Origin of the sequence: Enterobacter cloacae complex sp. 372C4 (assembly GCF_050030615.1) — a bacterium.
Classification (GTDB): Bacteria; Pseudomonadota; Gammaproteobacteria; order Enterobacterales; family Enterobacteriaceae; genus Enterobacter; species Enterobacter intestinihominis.
In genome coordinates this window covers 2,781,015-2,804,207 of record NZ_JBLGUQ010000001.1, presented here as the reverse complement: position 1 = coordinate 2,804,207, position 23,193 = coordinate 2,781,015, and the positions used below count along the sequence as shown (strand labels likewise).

The window sequence follows — 23,193 nt, the reverse complement described above, 5'->3', positions numbered from 1 at the left end:
CTGAAGAAACTTATTTCTTCTTCGCTTTCGCGTTTGGCAGGTCGGTAATGCTACCTTCAAACACTTCTGCCGCCAGGCCCACGGACTCATGCAGAGTTGGGTGTGCGTGGATGGTCAGCGCGATGTCTTCTGCGTCGCAGCCCATTTCGATAGCCAGACCGATTTCACCCAGCAGCTCGCCGCCGTTGGTACCGACAATCGCACCACCGATGACGCGGTGAGTCTCTTTGTCGAAGATCAGTTTGGTCATACCGTCTGCGCAGTCGGACGCGATAGCACGGCCAGAAGCAGCCCACGGGAAGGTGGCAGTTTCGTAGCTGATGCCTTTCTCTTTCGCTTCTTTCTCAGTCAGACCAACCCATGCAACTTCTGGCTCGGTATACGCGATAGATGGGATCACTTTCGGATCGAAGTAATGCTTCATGCCGGCGATAACTTCAGCGGCAACATGACCTTCGTGAACACCTTTGTGCGCCAGCATTGGCTGACCGACGATATCGCCGATAGCAAAGATGTGCGGCACGTTGGTACGCAGCTGTTTGTCAACGCGGATGAAGCCACGGTCGTCCACTTCCACGCCAGCTTTGCCCGCGTCGAGGTTTTTACCGTTCGGCACACGGCCAATAGCCACCAGCACGGCGTCGTAACGCTGTGGTTCGGATGGGGCTTTTTTGCCTTCCATTGAAACGTAAATACCGTCTTCTTTCGCTTCAACGGCAGTCACTTTGGTTTCCAGCATCAGGTTGAATTTCTTGCTGATGCGTTTGGTGAAGACTTTAACGATATCTTTGTCGGCTGCCGGGATTACCTGGTCGAACATTTCAACCACGTCGATCTCTGAACCCAGCGCATGGTACACAGTACCCATTTCCAGACCGATGATACCGCCGCCCATAACCAGCAGACGCTTAGGAACGGTTTTCAGCTCCAGCGCATCGGTGGAATCCCACACGCGTGGATCTTCATGTGGAATGAATGGCAGTTCGATTGGGCGAGAGCCTGCCGCGATGATCGCGTTGTCGAAGTTGATCACGGTTTTGCCGTTTTCGCCTTCCACTTCCAGGGTGTTCGCACCGGTGAATTTACCCAGACCGTTTACCACTTTCACTTTACGGCCTTTGGCCATACCCGCCAGACCGCCGGTCAGCTGAGTGATAACTTTCTCTTTCCAGGTACGAATTTTGTCGATATCGGTTTTCGGCTCGCCGAAGACGATACCGTGTTCAGCCAGCGCTTTGGCTTCTTCGATAACTTTCGCTACGTGCAGCAGCGCTTTAGAAGGGATACAGCCGACGTTCAGACAAACACCGCCGAGGGTGCTGTAACGTTCTACGATGACGGTTTCCAGACCTAAATCCGCGGCGCGAAATGCTGCGGAGTAACCTGCCGGGCCTGCCCCAAGTACTACGACCTGAGTTTTGATTTCTGTGCTCATCATGACCTCTTAATGTATACCCGTCGTCCACCGGGTCGTTCTATCCGCCCGTATTTTACAAAATTGTTAACAATTTTGAAACAACAAACGGCTCACGAATTATCGCTTTCACCAATAACCTCAAAAACCCCATGAGATTATCAGAAAAAAGCCGGCCGACTGGCCGGCTTTTCGATTACATCACCAGGCGGCGAATGTCGCTCAGGGTGTTGTTAATGATGGTGATGAAACGCGCACCATCAGCCCCGTCGATTACGCGGTGGTCGAAGGACAGAGAGATTGGCATCATCAGACGCGGCACGAACTCTTTGCCATTCCACACCGGCTCCATCGCGGACTTGGACACACCGAGGATAGCCACTTCCGGCGCGTTTACAATCGGCGCGAAGTGGGTGGTACCCAGGCCGCCGATGCTGGAGATAGTGAAGCAGCCGCCCTGCATTTCGCCGGCAGTCAGCTTACCATCACGCGCTTTTTTGGAGATGGTGGTCAGTTCACGGGACAGCTCGGTAATGCTCTTCTTGTTCACGTCTTTGAAGACCGGAACCACCAGACCATTTGGCGTATCAACCGCAACACCGATGTTGATGTATTTCTTCAGCGTCAGCTTCTGGCCGTCTTCGGACAGGGAGCTGTTGAAGCGTGGCATCTGCTCAAGGGCAGCGGCAACGGCCTTCATGATAAAGACCACTGGGGTGAACTTCACGTCCAGCTTACGCTTCTCAGCTTCGGCGTTCTGCTGTTTACGGAACGCTTCCAGATCGGTGATATCGGTCTTATCGAAGTGCGTAACGTGCGGGATCATCACCCAGTTACGGCTCAGGTTAGCACCAGAGATTTTCTGGATACGGCCCAGCTCCACTTCTTCGATTTCACCGAACTTACTGAAGTCCACTTTCGGCCATGGCAGCATGCCCGGGATACCGCCGCCAGCGGCTGCCGCAGGTGCAGCTTCGGCGCGTTTCACCGCGTCTTTCACGTAAGCCTGAACGTCTTCGCGCAGGATACGACCTTTACGGCCGGTGCCCTTCACTTTCGCCAGGTTCACACCGAATTCGCGCGCCAGGCGACGAATCAGCGGAGTCGCGTGGACGTAAGCGTCGTTTTCAGCGAACTCAGATTTTTCTGCTTTAGCAGCAGGGGCAGCAGCAGGTTTAGCAGCCTGAGCCGGTGCAGCAGCAGGTGCCGGAGCAGCCGCGGCAGCCGGAGCGGCGGCAGGCGCTGCGCCTTCCACTTCGAAGACCATGATCAGAGAGCCGGTAGACACTTTGTCGCCGGTGCTGATTTTGATCTCTTTAACGGTACCGGCGAACGGCGCAGGCACTTCCATGGAAGCTTTGTCGCCTTCAACGGTGATCAGTGACTGTTCAGCGGCAACTTTGTCGCCCACTTTCACCATCACTTCGGTCACTTCAACTTCGTCACCGCCGATATCCGGTACGTTAACGTCTTTCGCGCCGCCAGCAGCCGCTGGCGCAGCGGCCGGAGCCGGAGCAGCAGCCTGAGCAGGCGCAGCGGCAGGTGCAGCACCCGCCACTTCGAAGACCATGATCAGCGAGCCGGTAGACACTTTGTCGCCGGTGTTGATCTTGATCTCTTTAACGGTACCGGCGAACGGTGCTGGCACTTCCATAGAGGCTTTGTCGCCTTCTACGGTGATCAGTGACTGCTCAGCCGCAACGGTGTCGCCCACTTTCACCAGGATTTCGGTAACTTCAACTTCGTCACCGCCGATGTCAGGCACATTTACTTCTTTCGCTGCCGCGGCCGCTGCTGGAGCAGCAGCAGGAGCGGCTTCTTTCTTCTCTTCCTGCGCAGGTGCAGCAGCTGCTGCACCGTCGGCGGAATCGAAAATCATGATCAGTTTGCCAGTCTCGGTTTTATCGCCAACAGAGACTTTGATCTCTTTAACGATGCCAGCCTGAGGAGACGGGACTTCCATAGAGGCTTTGTCGCCTTCTACGGTGATCAGCGACTGTTCAGCTTCAACTTTGTCGCCTACTTTGACCAGGATCTCGGTGATTTCAACTTCATCAGCCCCGATGTCCGGTACATTGATTTCGATAGCCATTATTCTTTTACCTCTTACGCCAGACGCGGGTTAACTTTATCTGCATCGATGTTGAATTTGGTGATTGCGTCCGCAACCACTTTCTTATCGATTTCGCCACGTTTAGCCAGTTCGCCCAGTGCTGCTACAACCACGTAGGAAGCATCAACTTCGAAGTGGTGACGCAGGTTTTCGCGGCTGTCAGAACGACCGAAGCCGTCAGTACCCAGTACGCGATAATCATCAGCTGGAACGTAAGTACGAACCTGCTCAGCGAACAGTTTCATATAGTCAGTAGACGCCACCGCTGGCGCGTCGTTCATCACCTGAGCGATGTACGGAACGCGTGGGGTTTCCATTGGGTGCAGCATGTTCCAGCGCTCACAATCCTGGCCATCACGCGCCAGTTCAGTGAAGGAGGTCACAGAGTACACATCGGAACCCACACCGTAGTCTTTCGCCAGGATCTGCGCTGCTTCACGAACGTGACGCAGGATAGAACCGGAGCCCAGCAGCTGAACTTTACCTTTGCTACCTTCGATGGTTTCGAGTTTGTAGATACCTTTACGGATACCTTCCTCGGCACCTGCTGGCATTGCCGGCATGTGGTAGTTTTCGTTCAGGGTGGTGATGTAGTAGTAAACGTTCTCTTGCGCTTCACCGTACATGCGCTGCAGACCGTCATGCATGATGACTGCCACTTCGTACGCGTAAGACGGGTCGTAAGAGATACAGTTAGGGATAGTCAGGGACTGAATGTGGCTGTGGCCATCTTCGTGCTGCAGACCTTCACCGTTCAGGGTCGTACGACCAGAAGTACCACCAATCAGGAAGCCGCGAGCCTGCTGGTCGCCGGCCTGCCAGCACAGATCACCGATACGCTGGAACCCGAACATGGAGTAGTAGATGTAGAACGGGATCATCGGCAGGTTGTTGGTGCTGTAAGAGGTCGCAGCAGCCAGCCAGGATGCGCCTGCGCCCAGCTCGTTGATACCTTCCTGCAGGATCTGACCTTTCTCGTCTTCTTTGTAGTATGCAACCTGCTCACGGTCCTGCGGGGTGTACTGCTGGCCGTTCGGGCTGTAGATACCGATCTGACGGAACAGACCTTCCATACCGAAAGTACGCGCTTCGTCGGCGATGATTGGAACCAGACGATCTTTGATTGACTTGTTCTTCAGCATCACGTTCAGGGCACGAACGAAAGCGATAGTGGTAGAGATCTCTTTGTTCTGCTCTTCCAGCAGCTGAGAGAAGTCTTCCAGGGCTGGCAGTTCCAGCTTCTCGGTGAAGTTAGGCTGACGAGCAGGCAGGTAGCCTTTCAGTGCCTGACGACGTTCGTGCAGGTATTTATGCTCTTCAGACCCTTCCGGGAAGGTAATGTAAGACAGGTTTTCTACCTGCTCATCGGTCACTGGAACGTTGAAACGGTCGCGGATATAACGCACGCCGTCCATGTTCATTTTCTTAACCTGGTGAGCGATGTTTTTACCTTCTGCGGTATCACCCATGCCGTAACCTTTGATGGTGTGGGCCAGGATCACAGTCGCTTTACCTTTGGTTTCCTGCGCTTTTTTCAGTGCAGCGTAAACTTTCTTCGGATCGTGACCACCGCGGTTCAGCGCCCAGATCTGCTCGTCAGTCCAGTCTGCAACCAGGGCTGCGGTTTCAGGATATTTGCCGAAGAAGTGCTCACGAACGTAGGCACCGTCTTTGGATTTGAAGGTCTGGTAGTCGCCGTCAACGGTTTCGTTCATCAGCTGGATCAGTTTACCGCTGGTGTCTTTACGCAGCAGCTCATCCCAACGACCGCCCCACATGACTTTGATCACGTTCCAGCCTGCACCCGCGAAGATGCCTTCCAGTTCGTTAATGATCTTGCCGTTACCGGTTACCGGACCATCCAGACGTTGCAGGTTACAGTTGATGATGAAGCACAGGTTGTCCAGCTTCTCACGGGTCGCGATGGTGATCGCGCCTTTAGATTCTGGCTCATCCATTTCACCGTCGCCCAGGAAGGCGTAAACGGTCTGCTCAGAGGTGTCTTTCAGACCACGGTGTTCCAGGTACTTCAGGAATTTAGCCTGATAGATTGCACCAATTGGACCCAGACCCATAGATACGGTCGGGAACTGCCAGAACTCAGGCATCAGTTTAGGGTGCGGATAAGAAGACAGACCCTTACCGTGAACTTCCTGACGGAAGTTGTTCATCTGCTCTTCAGTCAGACGACCTTCCAGGAAGGCACGTGCATAGATGCCCGGAGAGATGTGGCCCTGGAAGTACACCAGATCGCCGCCGTCTTTCTCGTTGGCTGCACGGAAGAAGTGGTTGAAGCACACTTCGTAAACGGTCGCAGAGGACTGGAAGGACGCCATGTGGCCACCCAGTTCCAGATCTTTCTTGGATGCGCGCAGAACGGTCATGATAGCGTTCCAGCGGATAGCAGAACGGATACGGCGTTCCAGATCCAGATTGCCCGGGTATTCCGGTTCGTCTTCGACGGCAATCGTGTTTACGTAGTTGCTAGCCCCTGCACCTGAAGCCACTTTCACGCCGCCTTTGCGCGCTTCTGAAAGCAGCTGATCAATCAGATACTGAGCACGCTCAACACCTTCTTCACGGATGACCGATTCGATCGCCTGTAGCCAGTCGCGAGTTTCGATCGGATCCACGTCATTTTGGAGACGTTCTGACATGGGGGTATTCCTTATCTATCTAATACGTTGATTTGTCTGGAACCTGTCCCATTGTGCTCTCGGTTAAGAACACAATAAGACAGGTTCTGCGTTTAGTTGCCGCGCTCTAAAAGTACCTGGCGCTTAATCCTTTCGTTGCTGTATGCGGCGCAATGAACGCTCGCGACGCGATTGTTCACGGCTGCGGTCCAGCAAGATTTCCTCAATGAAAGCCAGATGGCGGTGCGACGCTTCACGCGCCTGCTCCGGTTCCCCGGCCATTATCGCCTCGAATACTCGGGTGCGATGGTTGCTTACCAGCGGGAGCATCTCCCGACGGGCATACAACAATTCAAAATTCTGACGAACGTTCTGGGCCAGCATGGGCTCCATGCAGCGTAGCAGATGGAGGAGCACCACGTTGTGCGCTGCTTCGGTGACGGCAATTTGATACTGGACAACGGCGCTGGATTCGGCGTCTAAGTCGCCGGACTGCTGTGCCCGTTCAATGGCCTGATGCAGCTCGCGAATACGTACGCGGTCTTCATCAGTGCTGCGAAGGGCGGCGTAATAGGCCGCGATACCTTCCAGCGCGTGACGGGTCTCAAGCAGATCAAACTGGGATTCTGGGTGGTCAGAGAGAAGTTCTACCAGCGGGTCGCTGAAGCTCTGCCACAGGCTGTTTTGCACAAAGGTTCCGCCACCCTGACGACGGAGCAACAGGCCCTTTGCTTCGAGACGTTGAATCGCCTCACGCAGAGAGGGGCGTGAAACGTCGAACTGTTTTGCCAGCTCGCGTTCTGGCGGGAGTTTCTCGCCCGGGCGCAGTGTCCCTTCGAGAATCAAAAACTCCAGCTGCTGCTCAATCACATCGGAAAGTTTTGGTTGGCGAATTTTGCTGTAGGCCATATTCCCTGTCTTACGCCTTTTTGCCCGGAGTCAATTGGTCTTACCAATTTCATGTTCGTATCGCTAAAGTAACAAAGTATTCACCTTCTGTCCATATTGGTTTTGATTGAAATCAGGAAACCCGGCACATTTTAACAACCTTACAGAACTAACGTTTCAGGAATGTAACTTTGCACAAATGAAATGGTTACTCCCAAAGGGGCAGTTTTAACCATATTTAAACGAGGGATTTTGCAATCTGAAGCGATTCAACAAGGCAAAATATGAAAATTCGTCCACTTATGACGCATTTCTATTCTATAGGTTGGGGTATGAGGGGTTAACGTACCGATTTACAATTGGTTTCTTTTTATTCAAGTCGTCATCATCCCTTCATAAAGCAGGTGCATTCGCTGGCACTTACCACTATTCTGGCGCTAACGGAAGCCATCTCCGCTTTTTTCGGTATCGTTAACCGTAAAGAAATAAATACAGAATATGGACTTTCATAATTACACACGCACAGCGTGAACATAACAACCACACACGAGGTTTCAAATGGAAGCTCAACAGCATGGCGATCAGCTAAAGCGCGGCCTTAAAAACCGCCATATTCAGCTCATCGCCCTGGGCGGTGCTATTGGTACTGGCCTGTTTCTGGGCAGTGCGTCCGTTATCCAGTCGGCCGGTCCGGGCATTATTCTGGGTTACGCAATTGCAGGTTTCATTGCGTTTTTGATTATGCGCCAGTTAGGGGAAATGGTCGTTGAGGAGCCGGTTGCAGGCTCTTTTAGCCACTTTGCCTATAAATACTGGGGCAGCTTTGCGGGCTTCGCCTCTGGATGGAACTACTGGGTTCTTTACGTGCTGGTTGCTATGGCGGAACTCACCGCCGTCGGTAAATACATTCAATTCTGGTACCCGGAGATCCCCACCTGGGCGTCTGCGGCAGTCTTCTTCGTGCTGATCAACGCCATCAACCTGACCAACGTGAAAGTGTTTGGGGAAATGGAGTTCTGGTTCGCCATTATCAAAGTAATTGCCGTTGTAGCGATGATCATTTTTGGCGGCTGGCTGCTCTTCAGCGGCAACGGTGGCCCGCAGGCAACCGTGCGCAACCTCTGGGAACAGGGCGGGTTCCTGCCGCACGGCATGACCGGCCTGGTAATGATGATGGCGATCATTATGTTCTCCTTCGGCGGTCTGGAGCTGGTGGGCATCACCGCCGCGGAAGCCGACAACCCGGAGCAGAGCATCCCGAAAGCCACAAATCAGGTTATCTACCGTATTCTGATCTTCTACGTGGGCTCCCTGGCGGTCCTGCTCTCCCTGCTGCCATGGACACGCGTCACGGCGGATACCAGCCCGTTTGTGCTGATCTTCCACGAGCTGGGCGACACCTTCGTGGCGAACGCGCTTAACGTCGTAGTGCTGACCGCCGCGCTCTCTGTTTATAACAGCTGCGTTTACTGCAACAGCCGTATGCTGTTCGGCCTGGCGCAACAGGGCAACGCACCGAAAGCGCTGCTTACCGTTGATAAACGTGGCGTACCGGTTAACACCATTATCGTGTCGGCGGTCGTGACGGCGCTTTGCGTTCTGATTAACTACCTGGCACCGGAATCGGCCTTCGGCCTGCTGATGGCGTTGGTGGTTTCCGCGCTGGTGATCAACTGGGCGATGATTAGCCTCGCGCACATCAAGTTCCGCCGCGCCAAGCAGCAGCAGGGCGTAACCACGCGCTTCCCTGCCCTGCTCTATCCGCTGGGGAACTGGGTTTGCCTGCTGTTCATGGCGGCCGTGCTGATCATCATGCTCATCACGCCAGGCATGGCGATTTCCGTCTACCTCATCCCGGTGTGGATTGCGATCCTCGGCGTGGGCTATATGGTGAAACAGAAAAACGCCAAAACGGTGAAAGCGCACTAACTGTTTTCTCGCTGTACCCGCGGTTGCGGGTACAGCGTCTTGTTACCTTCCTCACAAATTCACGCCAACAGCAAAATCCTCCATATCACCGCCCTTATATTGCAACGCATATATCCGTTTGCCAGCGAATAATTCTCTCCATACCGAAACCCGGAGATCTGTCGATGGATAACAACAAACTGTCAGTAAAAGAAAAGATCGGCTATGGCATGGGTGACGCCGGATGCAACATTATCTTTGGCGCCATCATGTTATTTGTTAACTATTTTTATACGGATATTTTTGGTCTGGCGCCTGCGCTGGTTGGGGTACTGCTGCTGTCCGTTCGCGTGATTGACGCCGTAACGGACCCAATCATGGGCGCGATTGCCGACCGTACCCGCAGCAAATATGGCCGATTTCGTCCATGGCTACTGTGGATTGCCTTCCCCTATGCGCTGTTCAGCATCCTGATGTTCACCACCCCAGAGTGGAGCTATAACAGCAAAGTTATCTATGCATTTGTCACCTACTTCCTGCTGTCGCTGACCTATACCGCCATCAACATTCCGTACTGCTCGCTCGGTGGCGTGATCACCAACGACCCGAAAGAGCGCGTTGCCTGCCAGTCCTATCGTTTTGTTATGGTCGGTATCGCCACGCTGCTGCTGTCGCTTACGCTCCTGCCAATGGCCGACTGGTTCGGTGGGGATAACAAAGCCAAAGGCTACCAGATGGCGATGACCGTGCTGGCGCTGATTGGTACCTGCATGTTCCTGTTCTGCTTCGCCACGGTGCGCGAGCGCGTTCGCCCGGCGGTACAAACCCATGACGAACTGAAAAACGACCTGAAGGATGTGTGGAAGAATGACCAGTGGGTGCGCATCCTGCTTCTGACGCTCTGCAACGTCTGCCCGGGCTTTATCCGCATGGCGGCCACCATGTATTACGTCACCTGGGTAATGGGGCAAAGCACCCATTTCGCCACGCTGTTTATCAGCCTGGGCGTTGTCGGCATGATGTTCGGCAGTATGCTGGCGAAAGTGCTGACCGACCGCTGGTGCAAGCTGAAGGTCTTCTTCTGGACCAACATCGCGCTGGCGATTTTCTCCTGCGCCTTCTACTTCTTCGACCCGAAAGCGACGACAACCATTGTTGTGCTTTACGTCCTGCTGAATATCCTGCACCAGATCCCATCCCCTCTGCACTGGTCACTGATGGCCGACGTGGACGACTACGGTGAATGGAAAACCGGGAAACGTATCACCGGGATAAGCTTCTCCGGCAACATCTTCTTCCTGAAGCTGGGTCTGGCGATTGCCGGGGCGATGGTTGGCTTCCTGCTCTCCTGGTACGGTTATGACGCGGGCGCAAAAGCGCAGAGCGCGGATGCCATCAACGGCATTGTGCTGCTCTTTACCGTCATTCCTGGCATTGGATATTTAATTACCGCGGGCGTTGTACGTCTGCTGAAAGTGGACCGTGAGACCATGAAGCAAATCCAGTCCGATCTGGAGAAGCGTCGCACCAACTATCGTGAACTGAGCGACTATCAGGAATTTAAAGCCGCTGAGACTAAATAAGGAAAGCCGAATGCAAACCTGGCCAAACCCGTTTATTGAACAACGCGCCGACCCGTATATCCTGCGCCACGAAGGACAATATTACTTTATCGCCTCCGTGCCGGAGTATGACCGGCTGGCGATCCGCCGCGCGGACTCGCTGGAAGATTTAGGCAATGCCGAAGAGGTAGTTGTCTGGCGCAAGCCCGACACCGGCCCGATGAGCCAGCTGATCTGGGCACCGGAACTGCATCATATCGACGGCAAGTGGTACATCTACTTTGCCGCCACACATACCCAGGCGCTCGACGAACTCGGGATGTTCCAGCATCGCATGTTCGCCATTGAATGCGCAGATCGCGATCCGCTCACCGGTACATGGGTGGAAAAAGGGCAAATCAAAACCCCGTTTGACACCTTCGCGCTGGATGCCACTACCTTTGTGCATCAGGGCAAACGCTGGTATCTGTGGGCGCAAAAAGCCCCGGACATTTCCGGTAACTCCAATCTTTACCTGTGTGAAATGGAAAATCCGTGGACGCTGAAAGGCGAGCCGGTGATGCTCAGTAAACCGGAATATGACTGGGAGTGCCGCGGATTCTGGGTCAACGAAGGCCCGGCGGTGCTGTTCCATGGCGATAAGCTATTTATCAGCTATTCCGCCAGCGCCACCGACGAGAATTACTGCATGGGATTACTGTGGATAGACGTAGATGCCGATCCGCAAAACCCGACTAACTGGCATAAATCCCCGCGCCCGGTGTTCGTCACCAGCTACGAAAACCGTCAGTATGGACCAGGCCATAACAGCTTTACGCAGACGCCGGAAGGCGACGATGTGCTGGTCTACCACGCGCGAAACTACACTGAAATTGAAGGCGATCCGCTTTACGATCCGAATCGCCACACTCGCCTGAAGCTCGTCCGCTGGGACGACAACGGGATGCCTGATTTCGGCATCCCGCCTGCGGATACGCTGTAACGGCTTCGGCGCGCTGGGTCAGACCAGCGTGCCGTAAATCGTCAGCAACGCCACAATCACCACCACCACAAACGACGTTTTTTTCGCCATCGAGACGGCAGCTTTAGGCGTTTCGACTTTGTTCGTGTGCGGCTCGCGAGCCAGCGAGAATTGAGCCAGTCGGGTTAAGACCTGATACTGCGCGGTATGGCGGTCTGCAAGGGAGGCAAACCACGCTGGCAACGCCTTTTCACCGTGACCGATGAGGGCATAGACCACGCCGACCAGTCGCACCGGAAGCCAGTCGAGCACGTGCAGAATGGCATCAATGCCGGACTGGAGACGTTCATGCGGCGTAAGGTAGCGGGCAAGCCAGGTCTGCCAGGCGCGCAGAAAAGCATAGCCCATCAGCAGTACCGGTCCCCATGGACCGCCCACCACAAACCAGAACAGCGGCGCCAGGTAGTAACGGAAGTTAATCCACAGCAGCGCGTTTTGTAGCTCGCGCAGAAATTCGCGTTCATCGCAGTCCGGCGGTACGCCGTGGATCATCGTCAGCTCGCTCGCCATCGCGCCGCGCGCGTGGACATCATCCCGGGAAGCAGCTTTCAGATACGCGTGATAGTGCAAACGCACCTTGCCCGCGCCAATACACAACACGCCCAGCAGTATCCATACCACCAGCAGCGGCACGTTGAAAAAGAGGCCGTAAAGTGAGCGTAGCAACAGGAACGTAATCACCATCACACCTGCCGTCATAAGCAGCGTGCGTAGCATGGAAAAATGCCTGATCCGGCGGAATAACACTTCCAGCCGATGATCCAGATGCCAGTGCTCGCCGAGCTTAAACAGGCGTTCGGCGATCATAACCAGCAGCATGGTAAACAACGTCATGTTATCTCCTTATCTGACGACGTGGTAAGCATGGCGTGAAACCGGGACCAGTCAAACGCCGGGCCGGGGTCGGTTTTTCTTTCGGGGGCGATGTCGCTGTGCCCCGTAATATTGTCTGCAATGGCGGGATAAAGCCCCACTAAAGTTTGCGTCACAGCAACCAGTTTCTGATATTGCGCATCGGTGTAAGGCGTGGTGTCCGTTCCTTCCAGTTCAATTCCAATGGAGAAATCATTGCACCGCTCGCGCCCCTGATACATCGACACGCCGGCATGCCAGGCTCGCTTATCAAAAGGAACATACTGAACCACTTCGCCATCACGGCGGATCAGGCAGTGCGCCGATACACGCAAATGCGCAATCTCAGCAAAGTAAGGATGAGCATCGGGATCTATCGTTCCCGTGAATAACGCGTCGATCCACGGACCGCCAAACTCACCTGGCGGGAGACTTATGTTGTGAACCACCAGCAGTGTGGGCTTTTCATCCTCCGGGCGGCAATCGTGGTGCGGCGACGGTACATGTCGCGCGTCCACCAGCCATCCGTTTTCTAACAACATGCTGGAACTCCTTATCTATGGTGCTGTTACTCGGTTCAGAGTAGCATGTTTCAATATTATGATTCGTTACCAATTTGGAGTTTTATCATGCCGCCTCGCCGCTATAACCCCGACCACCGACGTGACGCGCTTCTGGAACGTATTAATAGTGATATCCCGGCAAGCGTTGCCCATGCCCTGAGAGAAGACCTCGGCGGTGACGTCAGTGCCGATAACGATATTACCGCCCAATTGTTGCCAAAAGAGACACGGTCGCACGCGGTAGTCATCACCCGCGAAGCGGGGGTTTTCTGCGGCAAACGCTGGGTTGAGGAGGTCTTTACCCAGCTGGCGGGCGACGAGGTGCAGGTAACATGGCACGTTGAGGACGGTGATGCGGTCACGGCAAATCAGCCACTGTTCGAGCTGGACGGCCCGTCCCGCGTCTTGCTGACCGGTGAACGCACCGCGCTCAATTTTGTGCAAACGCTCTCTGGCGTTGCCAGTGAAGTACGCCGCTACGTTGACCTGCTGGCAGGCACCCGCACGCAGCTGCTGGATACCCGTAAAACCCTGCCGGGCCTGCGCACCGCGCTGAAATACGCCGTGCTCTGCGGTGGCGGCGCCAACCATCGTCTGGGGCTATCCGATGCCTTCCTGATCAAAGAGAACCACATTATTGCCTCTGGCTCGGTACGTCAGGCCGTGGAAAAAGCCTTCTGGCTGCATCCGGATGTGCCGGTTGAGGTGGAAGTGGAAACGCTGGATGAGCTGGACGAGGCCATTAAAGCGGGGGCTGACATCATCATGCTCGATAACTTCGACACGGAGCAGATGCGTGAAGCGGTCAAACGCACAAACGGCCAGGCGCAGCTTGAGGTGTCCGGCAACGTGACGTTCGACACCCTCCGCGAATTTGCTGAAACCGGCGTCGATTATATCTCCGTGGGAGCCCTGACCAAGCACGTACGTGCCCTGGACCTCTCGATGCGCTTCAAATAACTGATCTTCCCCTCTCCGCCCGGAGAGGGGAAATACGAAACCGCTCGCAATTACGCTGTCCTTCTCTGCAACACTGAATCATTTCCCTGAAAGCCCTTTCACGTTCGCGCTTTTGCCCCTCGTTTCTGCGCGCCGGTACTGCCACAGTAGCGCCACTTAACGTAAGGAGCAGATATGAACAGACAACAAGGATTTACCCTGATTGAGCTAATGGTGGTCATTGGCATTATTGCCATCCTGAGCGCGATTGGCATCCCGGCTTATCAGAACTACCTGCGAAAAGCAGCGCTCACCGATATGCTGCAAACGTTCATTCCCTACCGCACCGCTATTGAGCTTTGCGCCCTGGATCGTGGTGGTGTGGATCGCTGCGACGCAGGAACCAATGGCATCCCCTCCCCGACTACCACGCGTTACGTTTCAGCGATGAGCGTGGCGAAGGGGGTCGTATCGTTAACAGGGCAGGAAAGCCTTAACGGACTTGAAGTGCTCATGACACCGATCTGGAGCGACGGTAACGGTATGACGGGCTGGACGCGCGCCTGCAACATTGCGTCCGACACGGCGCTCAGACAAGCCTGTGAAGATGTTTTCCGCTTCGACAACAACTGACAGGAGTGGACAATGAACACCGAACAGCTTATGACGCTCTGTCAGCGCCATCACGCACTGCTACTCGCAAGCGACACCGAGATGATCAGCATTGCGGTGGTGGGTAATCCTGCCTCTGAGCTGATGGAAGCGTTACGCTTCGCCACGCAGAAACGTATTGATATTGAGTGCTGGACGGCCGAACGGATGGAAAAACGGCTTCAGTCCCTCTCATCATCACACCTGCCGGGAATAGTGCCAAACTCAGCCGCTGACGTGCTCAGTACAACGTTGCAGCAGGCAGTGAACCAGCGGGCTTCTGACATCCATATTGAACCGACGGAGCACGGCTACCAGATCCGTTTGCGAATCGACGGTGTTCTCTACCCGCAACCGCCGGTTTCCGCCGCCCTCGGTACGACGCTTGCCGCACGCCTGAAGGTGCTGGGCCAACTGGATATTGCGGAGCGCCGCCTGCCGCAGGACGGTCAGTTTACGGTGGAGCTGGCAAGCGTCCCCGTCTCTTTTCGTATCGCAACCCTTCCCTGTAGCGGTGGAGAAAAAATCGTGCTTCGTCTGCTTCACCAGGTGCAGCAGGCACTGGAGCTTGAACTGCTGGGGATGAGTGCAGACCAGCAGGCCCGTTTTGCCGGGGCGCTTAACAGCCCTCAGGGGTTGATTCTGGTCACCGGCCCGACCGGTAGCGGGAAAACGGTGACGCTGTACAGCGCGTTACAGGCGCGAAATACCCCTGACGTTAATATTTGCAGCGTGGAAGATCCCGTTGAAATCCCGCTTGCAGGCTTAAACCAGACGCAGATTAATCCGCGCGCGGGGCTGACCTTCCAGAGCGTGCTGCGTGCCCTGCTCAGGCAGGATCCTGACATCATTATGGTGGGTGAAATTCGTGACGGCGAAACGGCAGAAATTGCCATTAAGGCGGCGCAAACCGGGCATCTGGTGCTGTCCACCCTCCATACTAATTCGACGACTGAAACGCTGGTACGGCTGCAACAGATGGGCGTCGCGCGCTGGATGATCTCTTCGGCGCTCTCGATGGTGATTGCCCAGCGGCTGGTGCGTCGTTTATGCCCGTACTGCCGACAGGAAGCCAGCCGCCACACCGAATTACCTCGCACGCTGTGGCCCCGGCCGCTTCCTCGCTGGCAACCCACCGGTTGCGAGCGCTGCTACCACGGTTTTTATGGTCGCGTAGCCATTTTTGAAGTGCTCGTCATCGACGACACGCTGCGGCAGGCCATCGCCAGCGGAGCAAGCACGGAGGTGATTGGGTCAAGCGCTCGTCAGGCGGGAATGACCTCTTTGTTTGAGCACGGCTGCATGGCCGTAGAGCAAGGGCTGACCACGCTCGAAGAGCTGTTGCGCGTCCTGGGAATGCCCGATGGCTGCTAATTCACTCTGGCGCTGGCGTGCCCTGACCACCGAGGGGGAGGTGCAAACCGGCACCCTCTGGGCCATCGACCGTAACGCAGCTTACACGGCTCTGGTGCTTAAACAGCTGCACCCGCTGGCGCTAAAACGCTGCCAGCAGCGACACCGATGGCAGGTGCAACACTGCTACGATATTTTTCGCCAGCTCGCCACGCTGCTACAGGCCGGACTCACGCTGTCCCAAAGCCTGCACATGCTGGCGGAACAGCATCCTTTGAAGCACTGGCAGGCGCTGCTGCACAGTCTTGCTGATGACCTGAGCGAAGGTTGCGCCCTGTCAGAGGCCATGAAGAAATGGCCAGAGGTGTTTAGCCCCCTTTATGTCTCGATGGTGAAGACGGGTGAGCTGACGGGTAAGCTCGAAGCCTGCTGCCGTCAGCTTGCGCAGCAACAAAAATCCCAGCAGCAGCTCAGTGCAAAGGTGAAGAAAGCGCTGCGCTATCCGCTGATCATCCTGACGCTGGCCGTTTTCGTGGTGCTGGCGATGGTCACGCTGGTGTTGCCTGAGTTTGCTGCAATCTACAAAACGTTCAACACCCCGCTCCCTTTGCTCACGCAGGCAGTCATGGGGCTGGCGGCCCTGGTTCAGGCGCATATCCTCACCCTTTTGGCCCTGCTCGTGGCAATGGTTGTCATCGCCTGTAAGCTGCGGCGGCATCCGCGCTGGCAGTACGTCCTGTTACATGTACCGGTGATGGGCACGCTGATGCGTGGGCAAAAACTGGGGCAAATTTTTACCGTGCTGTCATTAACCCAGCAGGCTGGAATTGCTTTTTTACAAGGAGTGGAGAGTGTGGAGGAGACCGTTGAGAGTGGCTACTGGCAGGAGAAACTCCGTGAGATACGCAGCGATATCGAACAGGGGATGCCCGTGTGGTCCTCCTTCCAGAAGGCCTCTGTTTTTACACCACTGTGTATTCAGCTCATTCGCACCGGAGAAGTGTCGGGTTCACTGGATGTGATGCTGATGAATCTGGCCCGCCATCATACGGAACAGACATTCCAGCAGGCAGACAATCTGGCGGCGCTTCTTGAGCCTTTGCTACTGGTCGTGACAGGTCTGATTATTGGCACGCTGGTGGTGGCGATGTATCTGCCAATTTTCCATCTGGGGGATGCAATGAGCGCGGGGTAATGCTGGCGCACGGACGCGCGCCAGCCGTAGCCGTCAGAGGCTATTAAATACGCGGTTTTCCTGCTCCTGAACGCGGATAAACGTCGTGCGTTTCGTCAGCTCTTTCAGGCGGGAAGCCCCAACGTAGGTGCAGGCAGAACGCAGACCGCCGAGGATATCGCGCGCCGTGTTTTCGACCGGGCCACGCAGTGGCAGCTTAACGGTTTTGCCTTCCGCCGCACGGTATTTCGCGACACCACCCACGTGACGGGTCATCGCAGATTCAGAGCTCATTCCGTAGAACAGCATGAATTTCTCACCGTTCTCTTCCACCACGGTACCACCGCTCTCTTCGTGGCCGGCCAGCATGCCACCGAGCATCACGAAGTCCGCGCCGCCGCCGAAGGCTTTCGCCACATCGCCTGGCATGGTGCAGCCACCGTCGCTGATGATCTGGCCGCCCAGACCGTGCGCGGCGTCAGCGCATTCAATTACCGCAGACAGCTGCGGATAACCCACACCGGTTTTCACGCGCGTGGTGCAAACGGAGCCCGGGCCAATGCCCACTTTCACAATGTCGGCCCCGGAGAGGATCAGCTCTTCACACATTTCACCGGTCACCACGTTGCCCGCGATGATGGTTTTGGTTGGCCAGGCTTCACGCGCCTTGCTGACGAACTGGACGAAATGCTCGGAATAACCATTTGCCACGTCAATGCAGACAAAATTCAGCGCCGGATTGGCGTTCAGGATCTGTTTGGTTTTCTCGAAATCTGCATCAGACGTACCGGTCGAGACCATCACATGCTTCACCACGTCAGCCGAGGCGGAGGCGACAAACGCATTCCACTCCTCAGGGCTGTAGTGTTTATGTACCGCAGTAAGGATGTCGAATTGCGCCAGCGCGGTCGCCATCTCGAAGGTCCCGACGGTGTCCATGTTGGCCGCGATAATCGGCACGCCAGACCACGTCTGACCGGAATGCTTAAAGGTGAATTGACGTTCGAGTTCAACGTCTGAGCGACTTTTCAGTGTAGAGCGTTTAGGGCGGATAAGAACGTCTTTGAAACCTAACTTCAGATCTTCTTCGATACGCATGTGCGGATTCCTGGGGTTAGAGGCAAATATATTAAAAGCACAACTCCAGTGACGCTATCATACGCACTAATACCTGCTCCGCAAGACTGCGAAATTCTCTTTTTTTACGCTACAATCCTATAAATTTACCTGGTAAAAAGCGGGTAAAGAGAGCTAAACATTGGCTGTTGTAAGTTTGAATTTTAAGCAACTGATTTTAAAACTGAATAATTCCCAGGATCTGATTTAATGGGGTATATCGTCGCATTAACCGGCGGCATCGGTAGTGGTAAAAGCACCGTTGCGCACGCGTTTGCTCGTCTCGGCATCACGATTATCGACGCCGATATCATTGCCCGTCAGGTGGTAGAACCCAATACACCCGCCTTAAACGCCATCGAAGCGCATTTTGGTCGCCGTGTGATACAGGCTGACGGCACCCTGAATCGTCGGCAGCTGCGTGAGTGCATATTTTCCGATCCGGCGGAAAAAGCCTGGCTTAATGCCCTGCTCCACCCCATTATCCACCATGAAACTCAGCGTCAGATTGCCGCAGCCAGTTCGCCCTATGTGTTGTGGGTGATCCCGTTACTGGTGGAAAATCAGCTTCAAAATAAAGCAGACAGAACGCTGGTGATTGACGTTTCCCGCGAAACGCAAATCCAGAGAACCATGGCGCGTGACCATGTTTCACGCGAGCATGCTGAACAAATTCTTGCCGCACAGGCCACGCGCGAAGCGCGCCTCGCCGTTGCGGATGATGTTATTGATAATAACGGCGCACCAGATGCCATTGCATCGGATGTTGCTCGTCTGCACGCGCAGTATCTGACCTTCGCCGCGCAGGCCGTTGCACAGGAAAAACCATAATGTCGACTCATATCCTTTTTGAGCATCCGCTTAACGAAAAAATGCGTACCTGGCTACGCATAGAATTTCTTATTCAACAACTTTCACAACATCTGCCCGTCAACGATCACGCCACCGCGCTGCATTTTTTCCGCAACGTGGGCGATCTGCTGGATGTGATTGAACGCGGCGATGTCCGCACTGAGCTGTTGAAAGAGCTGGAGCGCCAGCAGCGTAAATTACAGGCCTGGGCCGAAGTACCGGGCGTAGATAAAAGTCGAATTGACGCTTTACGCCAGCAGCTAAAAAACAGCAGCGCGACGCTGATGGCCGCGCCGCGCGTTGGACAATTTTTACGCGAGGACCGTCTGATTGCGCTGGTGCGTCAGCGTCTGAGCATACCGGGCGGTTGCTGTAGCTTTGACCTGCCAACGCTGCATATGTGGCTGCACATGCCGCAGGAACAGCGCGATCGCCAGGTAAACAGCTGGATGGGCAGTCTGGAGCCGATGAATCAAACGTTATCCCTGATCCTCGATCTTGTGCGTAACTCTGCCCCGTTCCGCAAGCAGACCAGTCTCAACGGTTTTTATCAGGATAACGGCGACGACGCCGATCTTCTGCGTTTGAATCTCTCTCTTGGCGAGCAGCTTTACCCGCAAATTTCCGGACATAAAAGCCGTTTCGCGATCCGCTTTATGCCGCTGGACAGTGAGCATGGCACCGTGCCGGAACGCCTCGATTTTGAACTGGCCTGTTGTTAAGGAGTGCCGATGTCTGACGTAACCACCGTAAACTGCCCAACCTGTGGGAAAACTGTCGTCTGGGGAGAAGTGAGTCCATTTCGCCCATTCTGCTGCAAACGCTGTCAACTTATAGACCTGGGCGAATGGGCGGCGGAAGAGAAACGCATTCCGAGCGAAGGCGATCTCTCGGATAGCGATGACTGGAGCGAAAACCAGCAGTAACATTTAAAGCCTGCTGGCGCTTCGCTTAGCAGGCCTACGGTTGTGCGACCAGCCGGAGGATCACAGGCTCATTGGCAGGCGGGAATTTCTCCGCATCGCTGGCCTGAAGCTCAATCCAGTTACCCGGCTGCCCCTCTTTTCCCCATGGCTCACCTTCCCAGTTTTCCACCAGCCAGAACCACAGCGTGATGTGCCTGTCCGGAAACTGGTACTCCAGCTTATCGAACAGCGTTGCGCCATGCGGGGTGATCCCCACCTCTTCCTGAAGCTCACGCACCAACGCCTGCTCCGGCGTTTCACCTGATTCGATTTTTCCGCCGGGGAATTCCCATTTGTTGGCCATATGCGCATCGGCGGCACGTTGGGTAATGAAGATCTGGTTTTGCGGGTTGCGAATGATCCCGACAGCAATTTGCAGTGTTTTCATCATGTCACTTCCATAAAAAAGGCGCAGATATCTGCGCCTTTTCGTTTTGTTATGTTCTTAGCTCAGACGGCCATGGCACGCCTTGTATTTTTTGCCGGAACCACATGGGCACGGATCGTTACGACCGACTTTACGATCGCCCGTCTGCGCTGCGATTGCCGCTGCGGCTTCGCTCTCATCGGTCTGATGACTCAGCTGCTGCATCTGTGCCAGACGCTCAGCTTCTTCACGACGCTGCTGCTCCATCGCTTCCACTTCTTCCGGCATACGCACCTGAACTTTGCTCAGAGTGCTGATGACTTCATACTTCAGCGACTCCAGCATGGCAGCAAACATGGAGAAGGATTCACGCTTGTACTCCTGCTTCGGATCTTTCTGCGCATAACCACGCAGGTGGATACCCTGACGCAGGTAGTCCATTGCCGCCAGGTGCTCTTTCCACAGGGAGTCCAGGGTCTGCAACATTACGCCTTTCTCGAAGTGACGCATCATCTCAGCGCCAACCACTTCTTCCTTACGCTTGTAGACGTCCAGCGCGGTTTCGTAGATACGCTCGCGCAGGGTCTCTTCGTGCAGCTCAGGCTCTTTGTCCAGCCACTCTTTGATTGGCAGTTCGAGGTCGAAGTCGTTTTTCAGACGTTCCTGCAGGCCTTCGATATCCCACATCTCTTCCAGAGACTGCGGTGGAATGTGCGCGTCGATAGTGGCTTTGAACACATCTTCGCGAATGCTGTTAATGGTTTCGCTCACGTCGGACACGTCCAGCAGTTCGTTACGCTGGGTATAGATTGCACGACGCTGGTCGTTGGCAACGTCATCATATTCCAGCAGTTGCTTACGAATGTCGAAGTTGCGGCTTTCTACTTTACGCTGGGCGTTGGCAATCGCTTTGGTAACCCACGGGTGCTCGATCGCTTCGCCTGGTTTCATGCCCAGTTTACGCATCATGCCGGACACACGGTCAGAGGCGAAAATACGCATCAGCGCATCTTCCATGGACAGATAGAAGCGGGAAGAACCGGCATCACCCTGACGGCCCGCACGACCGCGCAGCTGGTTATCGATACGACGAGATTCATGACGCTCGGTACCAATGATGTGCAGACCACCGGATGCCAGCACCGCGTCGTGACGCACCTGCCAGTCGGCTTTGATCTGCGCGATTTGCTCCGGGGTTGGGTTTTCCAGCTCGGCCACTTCGGCCTGCCAGCTACCGCCGAGCATAATATCGGTACCACGACCCGCCATGTTGGTAGCGATGGTTACGGCAGCCGGGTAACCCGCCTGCGCAACGATATCTGCTTCTTTAGCGTGGAACTTGGCGTTCAGCACGTTGTGCTTGATGCCCGCCTTGGTCAGCTCGTTAGACACCACTTCAGATTTCTCGATGGAGATGGTCCCCACCAGAACCGGCTGGCCCTTCGCGGTACGATCGCGAATATCTTCGATGATCGCCTGGATTTTTTCCGCTTCGGTCATGTATACCAGGTCCGGCATATCCTTACGGATCATTGGACGGTTGGTTGGTACTACCACGGTATCCAGCTTATAGATGGAGCTAAACTCAAACGCTTCGGTATCTGCGGTACCGGTCATCCCCGCCAGCTTCTCGTACAGACGGAAGTAGTTCTGGAAGGTGATGGAGGCCAGCGTCTGGTTTTCGTTCTGAATATCCACGCCTTCTTTCGCTTCCACGGCCTGGTGCAGACCATCGGACCAGCGACGTCCCTGCATGGTACGACCGGTGTGTTCATCGACGATGATGACTTCACCGTCTTTAACGATGTAGTCAACGTCGCGGGTGAACAGGGCGTGCGCGCGCAGTGCAGCCGTTACGTGGTGCATCAGCATAATGTTGCTCGGGGAGTACAGAGACTCGCCCTCTTCCATAATGCCTTCAGCCACCAGCAGCTCTTCGATTTTCACCAGGCCGCGTTCGGTCAGGTTGACCTGACGCGCTTTTTCATCCACGGAGAAGTGACCTTCACCCTGGAAAGTATCGGAGTCTTCTTTCTCCTGACGCAGCAGGTGTGGAATGATTTTGTCGACTTTACGGTACATCTCGGAGCTGTCTTCGGCCGGGCCGGAGATGATCAGCGGGGTACGCGCTTCATCGATCAGAATGGAGTCAACCTCATCCACCAGCGCATAGTGCAGTTTACGCTGGACGCGCTCTTCAGGGCTGAACGCCATGTTGTCACGCAGGTAGTCGAAGCCGTATTCGTTGTTGGTGCCGTAGGTGATATCCGCGTTATACGCTTCACGCTTGGCAGGTGCCGGCAGGCCGGACATGTTAATGCCCACGGTCATGCCGAGGAATTCGAACAGTGGACGGTTATTTTCGGCGTCGCGCTGCGCCAGATAGTCGTTGACGGTAACAACGTGAACGCCCTTACCCGTCAGCGCATTCAGGTAAGCCGGCAGCGTTGCAGTCAGGGTTTTACCTTCACCGGTACGCATTTCCGCGATGCAGCGCTCGTTAAGCACCATCCCGCCCAGCAGCTGCACGTCGAAGTGACGCATGCCGAACACGCGTTTACTGGCCTCACGTACTACGGCAAAGGCTTCCGGGATCAGGCTTTCTAAGGTTTCGCCTTTCTCCAGACGCGCACGGAACTCCGCGGTTTTTGCTTTCAGTTCATCATCAGAGAGCTTCTCCATCGCCGGTTCCATACCGTTGATGACGTTCACAGCTTTGCGCATGCGGCGCAGGGTACGATCGTTACGACTACCAAAAACTTTGGTTAACAATTTGATTAGCATAATAAATTCTCAAACGCCCCAGTCGGGCAGATAAA

19 protein-coding genes are annotated in these 23,193 nt (G+C 55.0%); 10 read left to right on the top strand and 9 right to left on the bottom strand.

Annotated elements, in window-relative coordinates; all coding sequences use genetic code 11:
* Positions 1-10: 10 nt before the first annotated feature.
* The 4 genes from lpdA to pdhR form a co-directional block, all read right to left on the bottom strand.
* Positions 11-1,435, bottom strand: a complete 1,425-nt coding sequence (lpdA, locus tag ACQG11_RS13445) for a dihydrolipoyl dehydrogenase (protein WP_003856313.1) — start codon at positions 1,433-1,435, stop codon at positions 11-13.
* A 175-nt stretch (positions 1,436-1,610) separates the two neighbouring features.
* Positions 1,611-3,506: a pyruvate dehydrogenase complex dihydrolipoyllysine-residue acetyltransferase gene (gene aceF / locus ACQG11_RS13440; RefSeq protein WP_022647065.1), complete on the bottom strand. Its 1,896-nt coding sequence runs from the start codon at positions 3,504-3,506 to the stop codon at positions 1,611-1,613.
* 14 nt (positions 3,507-3,520) lie between these two features.
* Positions 3,521-6,184 (bottom strand): pyruvate dehydrogenase (acetyl-transferring), homodimeric type, encoded by a 2,664-nt coding sequence (gene aceE, locus ACQG11_RS13435; RefSeq protein ID WP_022647064.1) that lies wholly within the window; start codon positions 6,182-6,184, stop codon positions 3,521-3,523.
* A gap of 123 nt (positions 6,185-6,307) precedes the next feature.
* On the bottom strand, positions 6,308-7,072 hold the full coding sequence (pdhR, locus tag ACQG11_RS13430) for a pyruvate dehydrogenase complex transcriptional repressor PdhR (protein ID WP_006173806.1): 765 nt from the start codon (positions 7,070-7,072) through the stop codon (positions 6,308-6,310).
* 537 nt (positions 7,073-7,609) lie between these two features.
* Here pdhR and aroP point away from each other — a divergent pair.
* The 3 genes from aroP (at position 7,610) to ACQG11_RS13415 (ending at position 11,503) form a co-directional block, all read left to right on the top strand.
* Positions 7,610-8,980 (top strand): aromatic amino acid transporter AroP, encoded by a 1,371-nt coding sequence (gene aroP / locus ACQG11_RS13425; protein WP_022647063.1) that lies wholly within the window; start codon positions 7,610-7,612, stop codon positions 8,978-8,980.
* A gap of 164 nt (positions 8,981-9,144) precedes the next feature.
* Entirely contained in the window at positions 9,145-10,542 is a 1,398-nt protein-coding gene (locus tag ACQG11_RS13420) for a glycoside-pentoside-hexuronide (GPH):cation symporter (RefSeq protein ID WP_022647062.1), read from the top strand.
* Positions 10,543-10,552: 10 nt separating this feature from the next.
* Positions 10,553-11,503, top strand: coding sequence for a glycoside hydrolase family 43 protein (locus ACQG11_RS13415; RefSeq protein WP_058677779.1), 951 nt, complete (start codon positions 10,553-10,555; stop codon positions 11,501-11,503).
* 18 nt (positions 11,504-11,521) lie between these two features.
* Here ACQG11_RS13415 and ampE read toward each other — a convergent pair whose 3' ends face one another.
* Together ampE and ampD are read right to left on the bottom strand one after the other, a co-directional pair.
* Positions 11,522-12,376 carry a beta-lactamase regulator AmpE gene (ampE, locus tag ACQG11_RS13410; protein ID WP_023299333.1) on the bottom strand — a complete coding sequence of 285 codons (855 nt, stop codon included), beginning with the start codon at positions 12,374-12,376 and terminating at the stop codon, positions 11,522-11,524.
* On the bottom strand, positions 12,373-12,936 hold the full coding sequence (ampD, locus tag ACQG11_RS13405) for a 1,6-anhydro-N-acetylmuramyl-L-alanine amidase AmpD (protein WP_022647059.1): 564 nt from the start codon (positions 12,934-12,936) through the stop codon (positions 12,373-12,375). The genes ampE and ampD overlap by 4 nt, the downstream gene beginning before the upstream one ends.
* Before the next feature lie 87 nt (positions 12,937-13,023).
* Between ampD and nadC the strand changes: the two genes are divergently transcribed.
* The 4 genes from nadC to hofC all read left to right on the top strand — a co-directional run bounded on the left by nadC (position 13,024) and on the right by hofC (position 17,095).
* Positions 13,024-13,917 carry a carboxylating nicotinate-nucleotide diphosphorylase gene (gene nadC, locus ACQG11_RS13400; RefSeq protein ID WP_022647058.1) on the top strand — a complete coding sequence of 298 codons (894 nt, stop codon included), beginning with the start codon at positions 13,024-13,026 and terminating at the stop codon, positions 13,915-13,917.
* A gap of 174 nt (positions 13,918-14,091) precedes the next feature.
* A complete protein-coding gene (gene ppdD / locus ACQG11_RS13395; protein WP_023299332.1) occupies positions 14,092-14,529 on the top strand; it encodes a prepilin peptidase-dependent pilin in 438 nt (145 codons plus the stop codon).
* 12 nt (positions 14,530-14,541) lie between these two features.
* Complete coding sequence (gene gspE / locus ACQG11_RS13390; RefSeq protein ID WP_022647056.1) at positions 14,542-15,921, top strand: type II secretion system protein GspE; 1,380 nt, start codon at positions 14,542-14,544, stop codon at positions 15,919-15,921.
* On the top strand, positions 15,911-17,095 hold the full coding sequence (gene hofC / locus ACQG11_RS13385; protein WP_126291389.1) for a protein transport protein HofC: 1,185 nt from the start codon (positions 15,911-15,913) through the stop codon (positions 17,093-17,095). Before gspE ends, hofC begins: the two co-directional genes overlap by 11 nt.
* A 33-nt stretch (positions 17,096-17,128) precedes the next feature.
* Here the strand turns inward: hofC and ACQG11_RS13380 are convergent, their stop codons facing one another.
* On the bottom strand, positions 17,129-18,172 hold the full coding sequence (locus ACQG11_RS13380) for a GMP reductase (protein WP_022647054.1): 1,044 nt from the start codon (positions 18,170-18,172) through the stop codon (positions 17,129-17,131).
* Positions 18,173-18,400: 228 nt separating this feature from the next.
* Between ACQG11_RS13380 and coaE the strand changes: the two genes are divergently transcribed.
* The 3 genes from coaE to yacG are packed head-to-tail and all read left to right on the top strand — an operon-like array spanning position 18,401 to position 19,968.
* Positions 18,401-19,021: a dephospho-CoA kinase gene (gene coaE / locus ACQG11_RS13375; RefSeq protein WP_023299329.1), complete on the top strand. Its 621-nt coding sequence runs from the start codon at positions 18,401-18,403 to the stop codon at positions 19,019-19,021.
* Complete coding sequence (zapD, locus tag ACQG11_RS13370) at positions 19,021-19,764, top strand: cell division protein ZapD (RefSeq protein ID WP_022647052.1); 744 nt, start codon at positions 19,021-19,023, stop codon at positions 19,762-19,764. Before coaE ends, zapD begins: the two co-directional genes overlap by 1 nt.
* A 9-nt stretch (positions 19,765-19,773) precedes the next feature.
* Positions 19,774-19,968, top strand: a complete 195-nt coding sequence (gene yacG, locus ACQG11_RS13365) for a DNA gyrase inhibitor YacG (RefSeq protein ID WP_003856332.1) — start codon at positions 19,774-19,776, stop codon at positions 19,966-19,968.
* 34 nt (positions 19,969-20,002) lie between these two features.
* Here yacG and mutT read toward each other — a convergent pair whose 3' ends face one another.
* On the bottom strand, positions 20,003-20,395 hold the full coding sequence (gene mutT, locus ACQG11_RS13360; RefSeq protein WP_032625594.1) for an 8-oxo-dGTP diphosphatase MutT: 393 nt from the start codon (positions 20,393-20,395) through the stop codon (positions 20,003-20,005).
* Positions 20,396-20,452: 57 nt separating this feature from the next.
* Positions 20,453-23,158: a preprotein translocase subunit SecA gene (gene secA, locus ACQG11_RS13355; protein WP_022647050.1), complete on the bottom strand. Its 2,706-nt coding sequence runs from the start codon at positions 23,156-23,158 to the stop codon at positions 20,453-20,455.
* Between the last annotated feature and the right edge of the window lie 35 nt (positions 23,159-23,193).